At 45.3% G+C, this 15,233-nt stretch carries 10 protein-coding genes; 4 read left to right on the top strand and 6 right to left on the bottom strand.

Annotation, left to right across the window (positions count from 1 at the left end):
* Window positions 1-33 precede the first annotated feature (33 nt).
* From L4C34_RS02135 to cmoM, 6 genes are all read right to left on the bottom strand, one after another.
* The gene (locus L4C34_RS02135) at window positions 34-1,869 is read right to left on the bottom strand and encodes an ATP-binding protein (RefSeq protein ID WP_428787684.1); all 1,836 of its coding nucleotides are present in this window, start codon (window positions 1,867-1,869) and stop codon (window positions 34-36) included.
* Window positions 1,870-1,871: 2 nt separating this feature from the next.
* Window positions 1,872-3,044, bottom strand: coding sequence for an SIR2 family protein (locus L4C34_RS02130; protein WP_428787683.1), 1,173 nt, complete (start codon window positions 3,042-3,044; stop codon window positions 1,872-1,874).
* 486 nt (window positions 3,045-3,530) lie between these two features.
* The gene (mukB, locus tag L4C34_RS02125) at window positions 3,531-7,988 is read right to left on the bottom strand and encodes a chromosome partition protein MukB (RefSeq protein ID WP_428787682.1); all 4,458 of its coding nucleotides are present in this window, start codon (window positions 7,986-7,988) and stop codon (window positions 3,531-3,533) included.
* The gene (mukE, locus tag L4C34_RS02120) at window positions 7,985-8,716 is read right to left on the bottom strand and encodes a chromosome partition protein MukE (protein ID WP_428787681.1); all 732 of its coding nucleotides are present in this window, start codon (window positions 8,714-8,716) and stop codon (window positions 7,985-7,987) included. Before mukE ends, mukB begins: the two co-directional genes overlap by 4 nt.
* Entirely contained in the window at window positions 8,697-10,034 is a 1,338-nt protein-coding gene (gene mukF, locus L4C34_RS02115) for a chromosome partition protein MukF (RefSeq protein WP_428787680.1), read from the bottom strand. Before mukF ends, mukE begins: the two co-directional genes overlap by 20 nt.
* A 14-nt stretch (window positions 10,035-10,048) precedes the next feature.
* Window positions 10,049-10,828, bottom strand: coding sequence for a tRNA uridine 5-oxyacetic acid(34) methyltransferase CmoM (cmoM, locus tag L4C34_RS02110; protein WP_428787679.1), 780 nt, complete (start codon window positions 10,826-10,828; stop codon window positions 10,049-10,051).
* 56 nt (window positions 10,829-10,884) lie between these two features.
* Here cmoM and elyC point away from each other — a divergent pair, with 56 nt between their 5' ends.
* The 4 genes from elyC (at window position 10,885) to L4C34_RS02090 (ending at window position 15,187) form a co-directional block, all read left to right on the top strand.
* Window positions 10,885-11,748 (top strand): envelope biogenesis factor ElyC, encoded by an 864-nt coding sequence (gene elyC, locus L4C34_RS02105; RefSeq protein ID WP_428787779.1) that lies wholly within the window; start codon window positions 10,885-10,887, stop codon window positions 11,746-11,748.
* Between the two features lie 158 nt (window positions 11,749-11,906).
* Complete coding sequence (gene torD / locus L4C34_RS02100; RefSeq protein ID WP_428787678.1) at window positions 11,907-12,563, top strand: molecular chaperone TorD; 657 nt, start codon at window positions 11,907-11,909, stop codon at window positions 12,561-12,563.
* A gap of 199 nt (window positions 12,564-12,762) precedes the next feature.
* Complete coding sequence (gene purR / locus L4C34_RS02095; RefSeq protein ID WP_428787677.1) at window positions 12,763-13,767, top strand: HTH-type transcriptional repressor PurR; 1,005 nt, start codon at window positions 12,763-12,765, stop codon at window positions 13,765-13,767.
* Between the two features lie 202 nt (window positions 13,768-13,969).
* A complete protein-coding gene (locus tag L4C34_RS02090) occupies window positions 13,970-15,187 on the top strand; it encodes an MFS transporter (protein WP_428787676.1) in 1,218 nt (405 codons plus the stop codon).
* Window positions 15,188-15,233 lie beyond the last annotated feature (46 nt).

Raw genomic sequence — 15,233 nt, 5'->3', positions numbered from 1 at the left:
TATAACGCCGCCATCAACTGCGTAGCAACCTCTCTAATCGCACATTCTTTCAGCGATTACTTTAAGTTCATCTATCGTTAATCTATTTTCAGCCCAACCCTCAGCAAATGGAACTGTACTAGACCTAGGTAATTGTTCTGGCTTCAGATCTCTTACCTTTACTCTTGAAGGTAAAGCAGCTCCTTCACCAACAAATATTGCTTCCTGTTGAGAAAGTATAGGGAGTGCACCGACCATTCCCGACAAGCCATCTGGCAAAAACCTTGCTACATGTTGCTGGTCTGCAGAGTTGGTAAGGCGTAAAACCACCCATGTCCCACATTGGGAAATTACGGTACTATCAACATCTGCTGGCCTTTGGCTAACCAGCATTAATCCAACTCCATACTTCCTTCCTTCTCGTGCAATTCTTCGTATGGCACTTTGGGCTGCAGCATATTGTGCTTCCCCATGATCAGGAACATAGCGATGCGCCTCTTCGCATACTAGGAGAATTGGATCTTTAACTTTTTCAGCTTGTGTTTGATATACTTTATATTGAAAAAGTAGTCTGGCGATAACCGCCGCCAAAGGGCCTGCAACCTCATTAGGTAAGCCAGAGATATCTATAACTCTAATATCTTTACCTGCTTGCTGAGGACTACCAACTAACTGATTTAGAATTTGAGACAGATCCAGCCCAGGTTCTTCTTTAGTCCAGCTCTTCATTAAAAATGACAATCTTGAATCACGTTTGAGGACTTTTAATTTATCCAAAGCAGAAAGGATCGGGGAACCAGAAAGCTTAGAAGGTGTTTCGGTAGCATGTTTTCCTTTGTCAATCCTCCCGCCTTGTATATACCTTATATGATTTTCAAACTCTTCCAATGAAAATGGACGTGGCCTATCTCTATCAAACTCAACGATCTCAGCGCTATCATGACCTTCGCATAAATCAGGATCGTCAAAGTTATCTAGGTGACCCAATGCTACAGTGCCGAACTCGGAAGGGCATGGTTTAACAATTCCAGCAGCTACCATGCGAGCATGAGCTAATGCTTTCTGAACAACGTTATTTTGGCTCGTTGCACTACGTTCAGTCTTCCCTATTATTAAGCTCGTAAATTCATCACTCGACATCAACCAATAAGGTAATTTTATTTCTAGCTGATCGTTATCCTGCTCAGCAATGTTGTAAGCTCGATACAAAATAGCTCTTTCTTTAAACGCAGCGCCATACTCTCCATGAGGATCAATCACAATAATTTGAGGTGATAGATTATTTCCTTCATGCTGGTGAGAAAGAACACTATGTATAATGGCAGCTACAGTCCCAGATTTTCCAGACCCTGTTGATCCTAATATCGCACAGTGCATGCCAAACATTTTATTTATATTTGCTCGGCAAATTGTAGATTCAGAGGCTCCATAAACTGCAAATGGAACCAACGGATCAACTTTTTCATTCCTCTCTCCTTCAGCTGATCGGTATAATTTAGCGACTTCGTCGTTAGTTAATAGATATACACCTTGCTGAGGTAATGGGTAAGTTTTAATACCGCGCTTGAATGTTAGCTTTTCTTCCGAGTTTACCCAGCTCCCCTCTGCCAATAATTGAACCTCCATAACACGCTGATCTGAGTCTGCAGTAATCGGCTGCCCTGCCTCTATCATTTCTTCTGAGCGCATACGAAGCAATGTAACCAGCCCAAATATCAATTTTCTTCCATAGTGAATTTTCACCATGCTTCCAATTTGCCCAATAGGATATACACGGCCGTTATATGTACGTGACAACTCTGAGATGCTATCAGATACCTCAACTTTGATATTTGTACCGGAAACCTCTACTACTTGGCCTATTTTAAGTTCATCGACAGGTAAAAACATATTTATACCTCACATCCATTCTTCAGAATGGATGTCATTCCGGCAAATGTCCACCAATAATCATCATCTTCTTTTCTAGAAAATGGCCCCTCGCTACCAACAAATAATCCCTTTAGAGAAGCAATCATTATTCTTTTTCCGAAGCTGCTATTACGCCACCGTTCAAGACACTCAGGAATTTCATCACGGCATTCTAGAAATGCGATTAAAACTGTTTTGTTACTTTCTTTGGATAAGGCAAATTCTATTTCATTATTAATATGGTCATCACCAAAACTATAGCCACAAACTCCTAAAAGATTACTGTCAGTTGAGTTAAGTGATTTCCGAAAAAGATCAAATTGAGTTGAGAATGGATCTTGTTGGGTGGCAACATATTTAGTTGCTTGAGGATAAATTAAGACGCGCTTTTTTTTCTCGGGATAATTGTCATTATCTCTAACTCGCCAAACATTCCCTTTATCACAGAGGTACCAGTCAATAGAGCCATGTAACTTTATCAAATTTGCTCTGTAGCCATTCTGTGGTAGTTCATCACCATAACTCAGAGTCCTATGGGCAACGGCACCACCCGAAAACCCATCCCAGTATGGCACTCTGTTTAATGCGAGAGCGTCTTCTAGTAAGGTGTCGTAGTTAGTTGTAAAAATATTTACGGGTTTTCTTCGTTCATATATCCCTGCCAGGGAATGGTTAAATAACACATCCACGAAACTAATATGTGAATTCACACAAACTATTGGCTCGTGCGGGGTACCCTGCTCGACCATCTTTCCATCTTTATCTTCAACATATCCTGAACGTATTGTGTTGGATATAGATAGCAGGACATCTGCATGAGCATCTTCTAACTCTGATAAGTTTATGCTGCTGCCATTTATTTGTATCTTTTTATCCTTGTTACGCCCAGCTAATGCCGCATAGTCGCCAAGGTGGCTTAAAACATGCTCTATGTGACAATTATCTGGTAACTCATCAATTAGAGGAGATATGATTTTTTTGTACGATTCGGCACTATCTTTTTCAAGGTCTTTAACAACCTTATTGGTCAGCGGATACATTAAAGGAAGTTTTACATCAAAGCTTATGCCCGCACCGAGCAGCCAGCTTTGTTCAGAGCACTTTAAATGCTCTTCTACTTGAGAAAATAATTCTCCGTCTAATACTTCGTTCACTGATTCTCCTTAAATTGCGCGATAGTCTGAATTATGCAAGTGTTATAACATTCTTAATAACAGGCTGGCTCGTTTTGTTGCCCGCCAAAATCTCAACCAACCTATCATAACCCCATGAAAAACAAAGCATATTTACCTTGTTTTTCATTTCACCATTACATGCAAACGAGCCCGCCTGTTATCTTTTTTAACATGGCTCGTTATCTTGAGTATCTCCAAGATAAATCCATTGATTAACAGAGGATTACTAATTCACCTTTAGACAAAACGAGCTAGCAATTCCGACAAAACAAGCCATTTTCCATACTCAAATAACATTCAAACTTAATAAACGGTATAGATATACAGAAAAAAGGAAGTAGAGATGGCAGCAAGTTTTTAGACGAAATCCGACGACAAATGCGAATGCGAATTTCGCCAACCTCTATACCCCGCCAACGCTTAAAAAAACGCCCTCATACTATATGAGGGCGTTGTTCATTGAGCTTATATCTCTTCAAGTAACTCTTGAGAGCTTTCGGCGGCGGGTTTTTCGCCAAAGCCGCGTAGCCCCACGACATGCACGTGTTCGTGATCTTTGAAGATTTTGCGCACCAGTTTGTAGGTAGTACCTTTTTCTGGGCTGATGTTTTCAGGAGCTGCAATGAGTAGCTGCATATCCAAACGCTCACACAATTCAAACAGGGTTGAAATTGATTTAGCGTCCAAGCGTGCGGCTTCATCTAGGAACAGAAGACGACATGGCACGATATCTTTACTGCGCAGCCTGCGGGATTCTTCTTCCCAGCTTTGCACCACCATGAGCAAGATAGACTGACCAGTACCGATCGCCTCACCCGTTGATAGTGCGCCCGACTCGGCTTGTAACCAACCATCGGTGCCGCGATTCACTTCCACGCTGAGCTCTAGATAGTTACGATAATCAAGCAACTCTTCGCCCAAGATTTGCGGAGAACGCTGGCCAAGATCGATATGCGGGTTCACGCGTTGGAACAGCTTCGCCATGGCTTCAGAGAAGGTAAAGCGCGCACTCTCAAATAGGTCTTTATGCTGGGCTTGATGATCCGAAAGACCACTCAAGAGCACTGCATGGCTCTCGCGTGTTTTCACGTTCAAACGCACGCCTTTCACCTGACCAAACGAAATGTTCGATAGGCCTTGGTTGAGCATACGAATGCGGTTTTGCTCACGTTGAATGGTCTTAGTGATGATGGTAGCCACCGACTCAGAGCTGATCGCCAAACGGTTTTCACGCTGAGTGAGCTCTTCTGTTAAGCGAGCCAGTTCCACTTCCATCTCTTCAATCGCTTCAACTGGATCTGCTGTTTGAATGATGTCGTGACGAATCCGCTCTTTTAAATGCTGATACACCGCAATATAAAACAGGACTTTTCGCTCTGGCTTAGTGTTGTCTTCCGATAAACGTAGCGCATCGCGAAGCGTCTCGTTGTCGGCAACCGCAAGGCGCAGCGCACCAAGAGATTTATCCGACATCGAACGCAGCTCACCCGCCGACATATAAGCCAGCTCTCGCTTGTGCAAGCGGCTTTCTACGTCGCTGTCACGGGCCAAACGCATCACCGAGCACCAGCCCGATTTAGATTCGACGACCAATTTGCGCAGAACAATGTATTCCTTTTTCGCCGCTTTGGCACGTTTGAGCAAACCTTTCATTTCCAGTTCGGTAGAGGTGGTGGTTTTCTCATATTCGCTGCGGCGTGTGCGCACTTGAGATAATTTTTGAGTCAGCTCAGTGCGGCGTAACTCCGCCTGATGCAATGTCGCTTCATCGGCCGCGACCACGCCCAGTTCACGCACTTCCAATTGGAATTCTTGAACCGTTTCTTGCTTGGCTTGGTGCGCACTTTTTAGCGAGGCCAACACTTGATGATATTGACTTAGCTGGCTCTGCGCTTGTTTAAATTCTTCACGACTGCGGGTTCGCGAACTTTCAGCCGACACCAGTTTACGTTTTAATTGCTCACTCAGTTCACTGCTTTTATCGAGCATGGCAACCGAGTCTGAGTAGCTAAAGTGGTGGCGTCTTTCAGCTAAATCCGATAGCGAAAACATCTGGCTCTTGAGCTGTTTAAGCTCGCGGTCTGCTTGCTGATATTCTTGCTCAATACTGGCGAACTGCTGTGGGTCCACATCAAGCGCATTAACCAAAGATTCAAGCTCTTGCAATGCTTTGGCATGATTGGCCAAAAATGTTTTTTGTTCAGCAAGCTTGGCCAACTTATCTTCTAGATCGGCATGACGCTCTGGCAAAGTATCATCGGCGATAAGTTCAATACTAGGGGCAAGCTTATCAATCAAACTGATCGCATGTTTGCTCGCCGTTAGCTGACTGCGCTGCTGCTGGGCTTGGCCATCGAGCTCAGCCAAGACGCGGAGCACTTGGTTGCGTTTATCGCGCACATTTTGCAATGCTTGCTCTGGATCAGGGTGAAACGCCACTTGAATGTATTTGGCAACGAAACGGCTAAAACTTTGGTAGAGACGCTGAAGTTTTTGGCTGTCAAACGCCGCTTTCGCATGTTGCTCGACGAGTTCTTCGCGCTCTTCACGGAGTTTTTCTAATCTCTGCTCACGTGCCGCGCGGCCAAACAAAGGAATGCTTGGGAAACGTGAGTAACGAAGCTGCCTCTCGTTGACTTGCACACACACCGCGCCGTCCAATTCATCGGCCATCATACTGCTGTCATCGAATGCATCTACGTCACCTTCGATGATATACAAGTCATCTGGGCAATCATCGAGATCGATCAGCTTCTCTTTAATGCCAGCCAAATCAGAAACCACGATGGCACGACGAGCTGGGCCATACATAGCGCTGAAATACGGAGCATCTTCTAAGGCGATATCATCGTAGATCTCAGACAGCAGAACACCGCCGACGGTATCTGCTAACCCTTTCAAACGCGGATCATTGGCACCACCTGGGGAAGCTAAGGTTTCAATTTGCTGTTCGATATCGCTACGGCGAGTCGCTAATTTGTCTTTTTCAATCGATGCTGAGCGCTCTCTGTCGGCAGTGTGCTGCATTTCAGTTAACACGGCTTGGCTATCACAAAGCTCTTTGCCTGTTTGATCTCGTAGCAGCGTTAGCGCGTCATTTGCGATGATCCAAGCTGGCGCTCTGATTTCTAGTTGCGTAATCTCAGCTTGATACCCTGTATCTAGGCGATGTTGCTCACTGCGCGTGTCACGTAGTGTTTCCTGCGACACTTCCAGCTCATCGATTCTAGCGGCATGGCGCTCACGCTCCATTTCCACGCTCAGTTCATCGGTTAACCGGCTGTTGTGCTGACTTTGATACTCATTAACGAAATGTACCGCTTGTTGCTTTTGCTTAATTAAGCGATCGACTTCTCGATACTGAGCGCGCCATTGCTGTTCGTTTTGCGCTAGCAGCTTCGCTTCTCTTGCTTGACCAATCATGGCTTTCGCGTGAGGCGCCGCTTCTCGGCGCTCTACTTTGTTATCCACTTGCTTAACAAGAGAGAATGCTCGCTCAAACTGTTGTGATGCCGCGGAAGACATATCCAACTTGTGTTTAAGCGTCAGCAGGTTCGCCGTCTTCTTTTCTTCCTGCTGCTTCATTTCAGCAATGCGTTCAGCCGTATTCTCCACGCTGAGCGTATCGTCATCGATGCTCTGCTGGGCTTTATTGAGCGCCTCAACTGCTTGCTGATACTGCAAGGCTCGAGTTTGTTGCACATCGAGCGCTTGTTGGTAATCGGCCAATTGGCTTTTCAGGCTATCCACTTCCTCTTCTGAGAAGCTCGATTGCTCTTCGGCCATCAATACACGCTCTTGCGCTTCTTCAACCACCATCGCTTGCTCTTCAAGACGCTCACTAAGTTCGAAGAGATCTTCTTGATAGCGAGAAATTTTCTCTTGATGACGTAGCGCGGTCTGCACTAACTGATAATGATCGCTGGAGGCTTGTAAATCCTGCTCTAACGATTGTTCTTGTTCCGCTAGCAAGTTGAGGTCTTGACCAATACGGTTAAGCAAAGTGGTCTGCTCAACTAAGGTGGTGTTTGCCCCTTGTAGTTCTGTTCTCAGCGATAACGTTTTCTCAAGCTTGTTTCGTCTCTCGTTCGCATGGCGCATATAATCTGCTGAGACGTAATGGGTCGACTCAGTGATCAAATGCTTAAACAAATCGCGATCCGACTGCGTTGTCTTGATCGCCGCTAAAGTCATACGATTTTCACGAAGTGCCGATTCCATATCTTGGAAGGCTTTCTTCACGCCACCATTTTGTGGCAACAAGTAATCACGTAGAGAGCGGGTAATAGCGCTTGAAATACCGCCATATAATGAGGCTTCAATCAGGCGATAAAACTTCGAGCGATCGCTGCTATTGCGCAGTTTTTTTGGCACCACACCTAGCTCAAACATCTGGCTATGGTAATCAACAATCGAAGTAAAGGTTTTGAAATACACACCGTCAAGTTCAGCTATTGAATCTTTAATCTCCGTCAGCTGTCGCACTCGTGCGTGAGTATCAGACACGTTTTCAATCAGTATATCCGTCGGCTTATACTTGTTCGGAAGCCCTTGAATCACAAACGGTTTGATATCAACTTTTTTATCTCGCCCTGCTACTTGTTGTAGCTTGACGGCAAAAATAATTCTTTGTTGTTTAGAGTTCACTACCTCTAACGCAGCGTAACATGCACCTGGCTGCAACTTACCAAACAAGCCTTTATCTCTTGAAGCTTGAGAGCTGCCCGCTTCTGTGGTGTTACGAAAGTGCAATAGGCTCTGATCGGGGATCAAGGCGGTAATAAAGGCCGCCATTGTGGTCGATTTACCCGCACCATTACCGCCGGACAAGGTGGTCACTAGATTGTCGATATCAAACGTCCGTGCGAAAAAGCCATTCCAGTTGACCATCGTCAGTGATTGATACTTACCTCGTTCAATCATAATTCACCTTCTCGCGCTGAGTTATCTTCACTATCACTTTCTTGAATGCTTTCTTGATTTTCTAACAAGCTACCTTGATCGGGCTGGCTGCTATGCACGACGGCCTCACCATCGCGAATCAAACGCAACTGAGCTTCACGCACATCATCACCAACGCGAACATCAGCGCCGAATCGGAACACAGATTCACTGATACGGAACTTGCCAGTTTCACCAATATTGATGGTCATACCCAAACGGCGCAGGCGACGCAGTGAGGTTCTTACCTTGTCAAACAGCTTTTCTTTATCCAGATCAGAGCCTGTCGCGCGGTTAGTCACTAAGCGCATCAATTTGTTTTCATCAGCCAATTGCAGCAATTCGTCGTAGAGCTCTTGATTGGTAAAAATACCTTCGTGCGCCAGACGCTCTGGGCTCAAATAGAGGAAACACAACACTTTGCCCACCAGCATGTCTAATTCAGACAATACACTGCGACCAATTAAAGAAGTCGAACGCGGTCGCAAGTAAAAGAACCCTTCGGGCGCTTTAACAAGTTCCGTGTTGTAGCGTTTGTAAAACTGAGCAAGCTCTATTTCATAGTCTGCCAGTAGTGCGTGGTTATCCAGATCTTCCGTTGACACATGACGCCCCGCGCGCAACATGCTGTCCAATGCAGGAAAAAGAGGGTTGGAGATTGCCTTCACAAGATTGTCAGGCATGTATTCATTAGTATCGGTCAATGACATTGGCTTGTACCTTTGCACCAAATTCGTTTATCGATTGCCAGTCAGGTTGCACAGCGTGATAGTCTGAGCCTGAATAACCTAGTCGAACTGCGTGATCTATCACCATACGTGCTAGATCAAAGTGATGAGTATGAGGATGGGTCGACAAGTAATCTTTAAGCACTGAACCCAAGTCAATCGCGGCAGATTTCTCTTTATGAGCCTGCAACATATCGGAAATGCGCTTAGACAGTTCATCATCTACTTGTTCGAGCTGCTGATATTCCACTTCTGGTGGCATTTGCCCAGTCACTTCATCGTCGCGTAGCACCAGGGCTTCATCGCGCAAGTCACTCAGCTTATCTGCATCCGCAAAGGTCAAGAACCAAGGCTCATCAAAGTAATCTTGAATGGATTGACGCAAGCGCGCACTAAAGGCACGGTTCTTATCCATATCAATCGCAGTTCGGATAAACTTGTGCACATGGCGATCGTAGCCAATCCACAAGTCAATCGCCTGCTGACCCCAGTTGATAATACGGTCGAGCTTCATCTGCAACCCAAACAGCAACTCAGAGACGAACTCTAATTCAGCGTTGCCGTAGATCACTTCTTGCACATCTAACAATTGAGTTTGTAAGTTATCCCCAGCGGCTTGCAGGGTGTCTTGCAACTCTTTCAGTGTGTGAGAAGTTTCTGTCAGTAGCGATTCACAATTGTTGATCGCGTCACGCCAATCTTTGTGCAGCAACTCAGCAATTTGCTCTTTAACAGATTGTTGCTGTTCATCCATCACACGCTGGTTAAGATCGATTTGGTCAAAAATTTCATTGACTGAGTATTTCAGCACGCCATAGACGTTTTTCTGCCAATGTTCGACAGTTCCGCCCTCCTGTGCAGCTTGAACCGCTTTCGACATCTCATCCGCTACGATCGACAACTGGATCGAGAGTTTCAATTTAGAAAATTCGCGATGACGAACATAATAATCGGTAATGCCAATGGCTAGTGGAGACAATCGATAAATACTTGCCCCCTCCGTCACTTCGCTGGTAAAACGGCTTAGCAAACGCTGCGACACCATTTCGTTGACGGCATTGTTTGCTCTAAAGATCGAGGCTTCGCCCGTATCTTCAAACATGCGCGTTACAAACAAAAATGCGTCGTGCAGCTCCCCTTCACCCAACTCTTCATCAAATCTTTCATTGCTCAGAACCGCAAGGGCTATCAAAAATGCCAAGCGCTCTGTTGAGAGGTGTAAGGAGAAATCGTGCTGTCTAATCCAGCCGACCAACTCTTCAATAGGCTGATCAGCGACTCGTTGAGTCTCTTCGCTCATCCTTTTTCCTGTAGTTACTTCTTTTGGGCCCAGACATGAATGTATCGGCCCAATGATAAATAAGGTTCTTGTCTACATAGTTGCTTTTCAAGAGCCAACACATCATCAAATGTGTAGTCACCCATGTACTCGACATTCCCTATGTAGTCGCTAAACGAACGAATGCCCGATTTTCCACAAATTTCAAAGCCTGCGTCTTCAATCCATCGATACACATCTTCTGGCAACAATCCTTGCTGTGGTTGAAGCTTAAAACGTTTACGATGTGGCATTCCTTGCAGTACATGAGGAATATTGCCGCACATAACGTTTTTGTACACTAAGCCATGATGGTTGTAGAACATAACAGACGCAACACCGCCCCGCTTTACTTGTTGTAAAACGGTATCAAGCGCAAGTTTTGGATCGGTAAGCCACTCCATGACAGCATGGAACATGGCAAAATCGACAGGATCGTCTAAATGTTCAGCAATCGACTGAACAGGCGCATGAATAAAACGATATTGTTCCATAAGACCATGCTTTTCAATATCATGCTTAGCAAGCTGAAGCATTTCCCTTGATAAGTCACACAGTGTAATCTTATGGCCGAGTTTAGCCAGTTTTTGCGACATCTGGGCTAGCCCACCGCCAGCATCCAGAACTCGCAATGCTGCATTCTCGCAATTTAGAGCAGAAAGTATGTCAGTAAAGTCTTCCCAAACAATAGCTTGGCGAATCTTTCCTTTGTCAGAGCCATAGATGTTTTTTGCAAATTTGTGGGCAATATCGTCGAAATTGCGGTCTTCTGTCACAGGCGTTACGTTATTATAGCGAATCGTGCTGCTATTCTGTCATATGAACGGCAGGAATAAAGAAAGTTTGTTTCTTTTTCCTTTCAATTGGTGATTTTTCGGACTATTTAAGTATGTTTGTGCTGAAAAAAATAATTTCTTCCTTACTCATGCCCCTACCCGCGATGCTATTACTGGGTTTTTTCGGGCTGATGCTAATCATGTTTACCACTCGGCGAAAGTCTGGCTGTTTAGTGGTGCTATTTTCTTTATTAGGGATCTTTTTAATCTCCTTTCAACCCGTTTCGACTCGTTTGCTTATGCCCTTAGAACGGCAACACAGTGCTTTCTTTCCCGTCGACGAGCACATCGATTACATTATGGTTTTGGGCAGCGGTCACGTGGTCGATGACCAGATCCCACCTACCTCCGAGTTAAGTCGCACAGGCTTGATGCGCTTAGCTGAGGGCATCCGCGTTATGCGTATGTACCCAGGCTCAAAATTGATTCTGTCAGGCTACGCGGCGGGTTCAGAAGTGAGCAATGCTCGAATGATGGCGAAAGTCGCCCTATCACTCGGTGTGCCAAAAACGGATATCATTCTGCTTGAAACTGCACAGGATACTTGGGAGGAAGCTAGGCAAGCCGCCGCTTTCGTTAAGCAGAAAAAAATGGTGCTAGTAACTTCTGCAAGTCATATGACTCGTGCACTGAATGAGTTTCACTCGGCTGGTTTATACCCTCTGCCTGCCCCCACTAACTATTTAGCGCAAAAGCATATTTCTCAGGCATGGATAAAATATACACCCCAAGCTAAATACCTCGAACAAACAGAGACTTACTGGCACGAAGAGCTGGGGTTGATGTGGCAATCTCTAAGGGATTGGGTGGCAACTGACTATACCGAAGCTACCCCAAAAGACCCGGAAACCTCACTTTAATGGCGACTTAAGCCCAGCCATTATCTCGCAATATACTTTATGGGCAGTCTAATCGCTGCCCTGTTTGATCTCCCACCTCAGACATGAATGCACCGACATTCCAGCAAAGTTTCATTTATTGATTAAAATATAAGCATGGATAGCAAGAAGTGGCCGCCATGGATGAGTTAAAAGCCTTTAATGAAAAGCGAGCCGAGATCTATTGGTGGATCTCGGGGCTTTTTGTGCGGGAGCTGTCTGAGACTGAGTTAGATCAGTATCAAAGCGACGAACTTAAAACTTTTGTTGAAGGGCTTGGAGAGGTTCCCATTCTTACGGAACCCAGTGACGACTTACTCCATTGCATCAACCAGTTGAGGACAATGGAAGATGCGCAAATTGTGCTAGCGTCAGACTTTAACGACCTATTCCTCAGTTCGAATCAGAACGTCATTTCCACCTGCGCATCTCATTACCGTAACGTGGCCAACCCCTCTTTACATACTTCGACCCAAGAGATTGTGGCCTTGATGGCCAGCCACTATGTCACTGTCGACCCATCCAACAAAGAACCTGCCGATCACATCTCTAATGAGCTCGACTTTCTTGGCAATTTAATTATTCGCTCCAACGAGCTCGAAAAACTGGCGCACTTCAATGAAGCGCTCACTGAACAAGAGATGTTTATCCGCCGTTATTTGCTGTCTTGGTTATATGACTTTAGAGAGCAACTCAATCACAAAGACAGCTTTGGCTTCTACGCATCGATCGCACGCTTGTTAGTTTGCTTCCTTGAACTGGATTGTGAATACCTCGCGACTAAACAGCGTTTGTAAAATACCGTGCAAATTAAGCCAATAAACAAAGTCAGAGCGTGGTTTTCTGTTGCGGTAATAAGACAGGCACACTAAAATCGGCAACGCAATCGAGAAAAAGATGATGAAATTATGTAAACCGCCGTAGTTTGGCGGTTTTGCTGTATGTAGGACTGTCTGCCCGTCCAAATAAATGTGGCAGAAATAATAGGACAGAACAATGGCCACCATTAAAGACGTTGCACGCCTCGCTGGCGTATCAACCACCACAGTTTCACACGTAATCAATAAGACTCGTTTTGTTGCTGAAACCACGCAAGAGAGAGTTCAAGCGGCGGTAAAAGAACTCAACTACGCGCCAAGCGCGGTCGCACGCAGTTTAAAATGCAACACGACACGCACTATCGGGATGCTAGTCACTCAGTCGACGAACCTGTTTTTCTCTGAAGTCATCGATGGTGTTGAAAGCTACTGTTACCGTCAAGGCTACACTTTGATTTTGTGTAACACTGGTGGGATCTACGAAAAGCAGCGCGACTATATTCGCATGCTCGCTGAGAAACGCGTTGACGGTATGTTGGTGATGTGTTCTGACCTAACTGAAGAATTGCGTGAGATGCTTGACCAACACAAAGATATTCCAAAAGTCGTGATGGATTGGGGCCCTGAGAGCTCACAAGCTGACAAAATCATCGATAACTCAGAAGAAGGTGGCTATTTAGCGACCAAATTCTTGATGGATAACGGCCACACTGATATTGCTTGTTTAAGCGGACAAATAGAAAAAGCGGCCTGCCAAGAGCGCATTCGAGGTTACAAACGCGCATTGTCGGAGAAAGACATTAAGGTTAACGAGGACTGGATCTTAGAAGGCAATTTTGAATGCGACACGGCCGTGCTCGCGGCAGATAAAATTGCAGTCATGGATAAAAAGCCAACAGCGGTATTTTGCTTTAACGATACCATGGCACTTGGCTTAATTAGTCGTTTGCAGCAAAAAGGCATACAAGTGCCTGAAGATATGTCAGTTATTGGTTATGACAATATTGAGTTAGCGGAATATTTCTCACCACCGCTTACCACTATCCACCAGCCTAAGCGCCGAGTGGGTAAAAACGCATTCGAAATTCTACTTGAACGCATCAAGGATAAAAAACACGAAAAACGTGTCTTCGAAATGCAGCCTGAGATAGTCGTGCGCAATACGGTAAAAGATATTCGCTAAGTGCCGTTAAACGTTTGAAATACTTTAACTGAATGCCCGGCTAATCTAGTCGGGCATTTTTGTATCCTACCTGGCACGCCAAATCTTCCTGAGAAATGCGCCCCATTCTACGTGCGATTCAATACTGAGAAGCACAACCAGAAAAAAACTTGTTTCTCGTTAATAATATCGCACAGCTATCTACTCACTCCTCGCGATTATTATGTTCAATACAACGCAAAAACACACGATTCTATTCTCTTGTTTCATATTGGTGATTGGGCTCATGGGGATGGATATGCTCAATCCTGCCCTTCCCTATATCATGCAATCGCTGTCGGTAAGTGAATACCAAACCAAACAACTCATTGTCATCTACTTGGTGAGTGCGGCAATATCACAATTTTTTTATGGTGCTTATTCTGATGTCTATGGCAGGAAGAAAGCGATATTACTCGCGTTTTTGATTGTCGATACCGGGGCACTCTTATCGGCCTTTGCACAAAATATCGAGCAGCTTTATGCGTGTCGTTTACTCACTGGCTTAGGGGCGGGGGGCGCTCCCGTGATTGCTCGGGCGATTATTTCCGATGTATGTGATAGACAAGATACGATTAAGAAAGCGTTTGCCTACTTTTCCATTTCCAGCCAACTCTCGCCTGCGCTGGCGCCGCTGATCGGCGCGGTAATACTCCAAGGGTTTGCATGGCGCGCCGTTTTTGTGGGCTTATCGATATTCACTCTGATCGCCATATTCGTATTAGCCCGAAAACTTAAAGAAACACATACTCCAACGGCAGCCAGGATGGACATCCGTCAGCAGCTTTCAAGCTACCTGCTGATCCTTAAAATCACCCGCTTTATTTGGTTCAGCGTTATCTCAGCACTGCTGTTCACCATCACCATTGCGTTCTATTCCTACATGCCGTTTATACTTGCCCATCACCATTACTCTCCGTTAGATAATGCCTTACTCTACATCTTATACGCGGCTAGCTTAGTGTTAGGCTCCCTGATGCTAGCCAAACACCTATATCGCCTCAATAGCGAAAAACTACTGCATGGGTGCATCGTTTTCGCTCTGATTGCCGCTGTCACATTATCAGCCGTCAACTACTTATATGGCGTTAACATAATCACTATTTGGCTCACAACCGTGATTTTTTCTGTAACGTGCGGAATTTCAGCGCCGCTGGCTCTATCGCTATGTATGCAAGAAATAAAAGAGAACAGAGGGGTTGCTAGTGCCGTACAAGGGGGGATTAAGATGCTGTTTACGGGACTTGCTCTAATTATATTAAACAACGTCGCGATGAAAAGTATGCTCAGCCTGACGACTTGCTATGTGGTTGTCTCCCTACTGTTGCTTTCTTGCTTCGCCTTCGCTCGCAGCCGAGTAGCGTCTCCAAAGAGCGATATTCCCCGCCTCCCCACAGGATAACAAGACCTGAATGACGCAATCATCAACTATAATCCTTCAGAGATGG

Source organism: Vibrio profundum (assembly GCF_050337555.1).
Classification (GTDB): Bacteria; Pseudomonadota; Gammaproteobacteria; order Enterobacterales; family Vibrionaceae; genus Vibrio; species Vibrio profundum.
The sequence above is the reverse complement of the archived record's forward strand: the minus strand, read 5'-3'. Positions and strand labels throughout refer to the sequence as shown.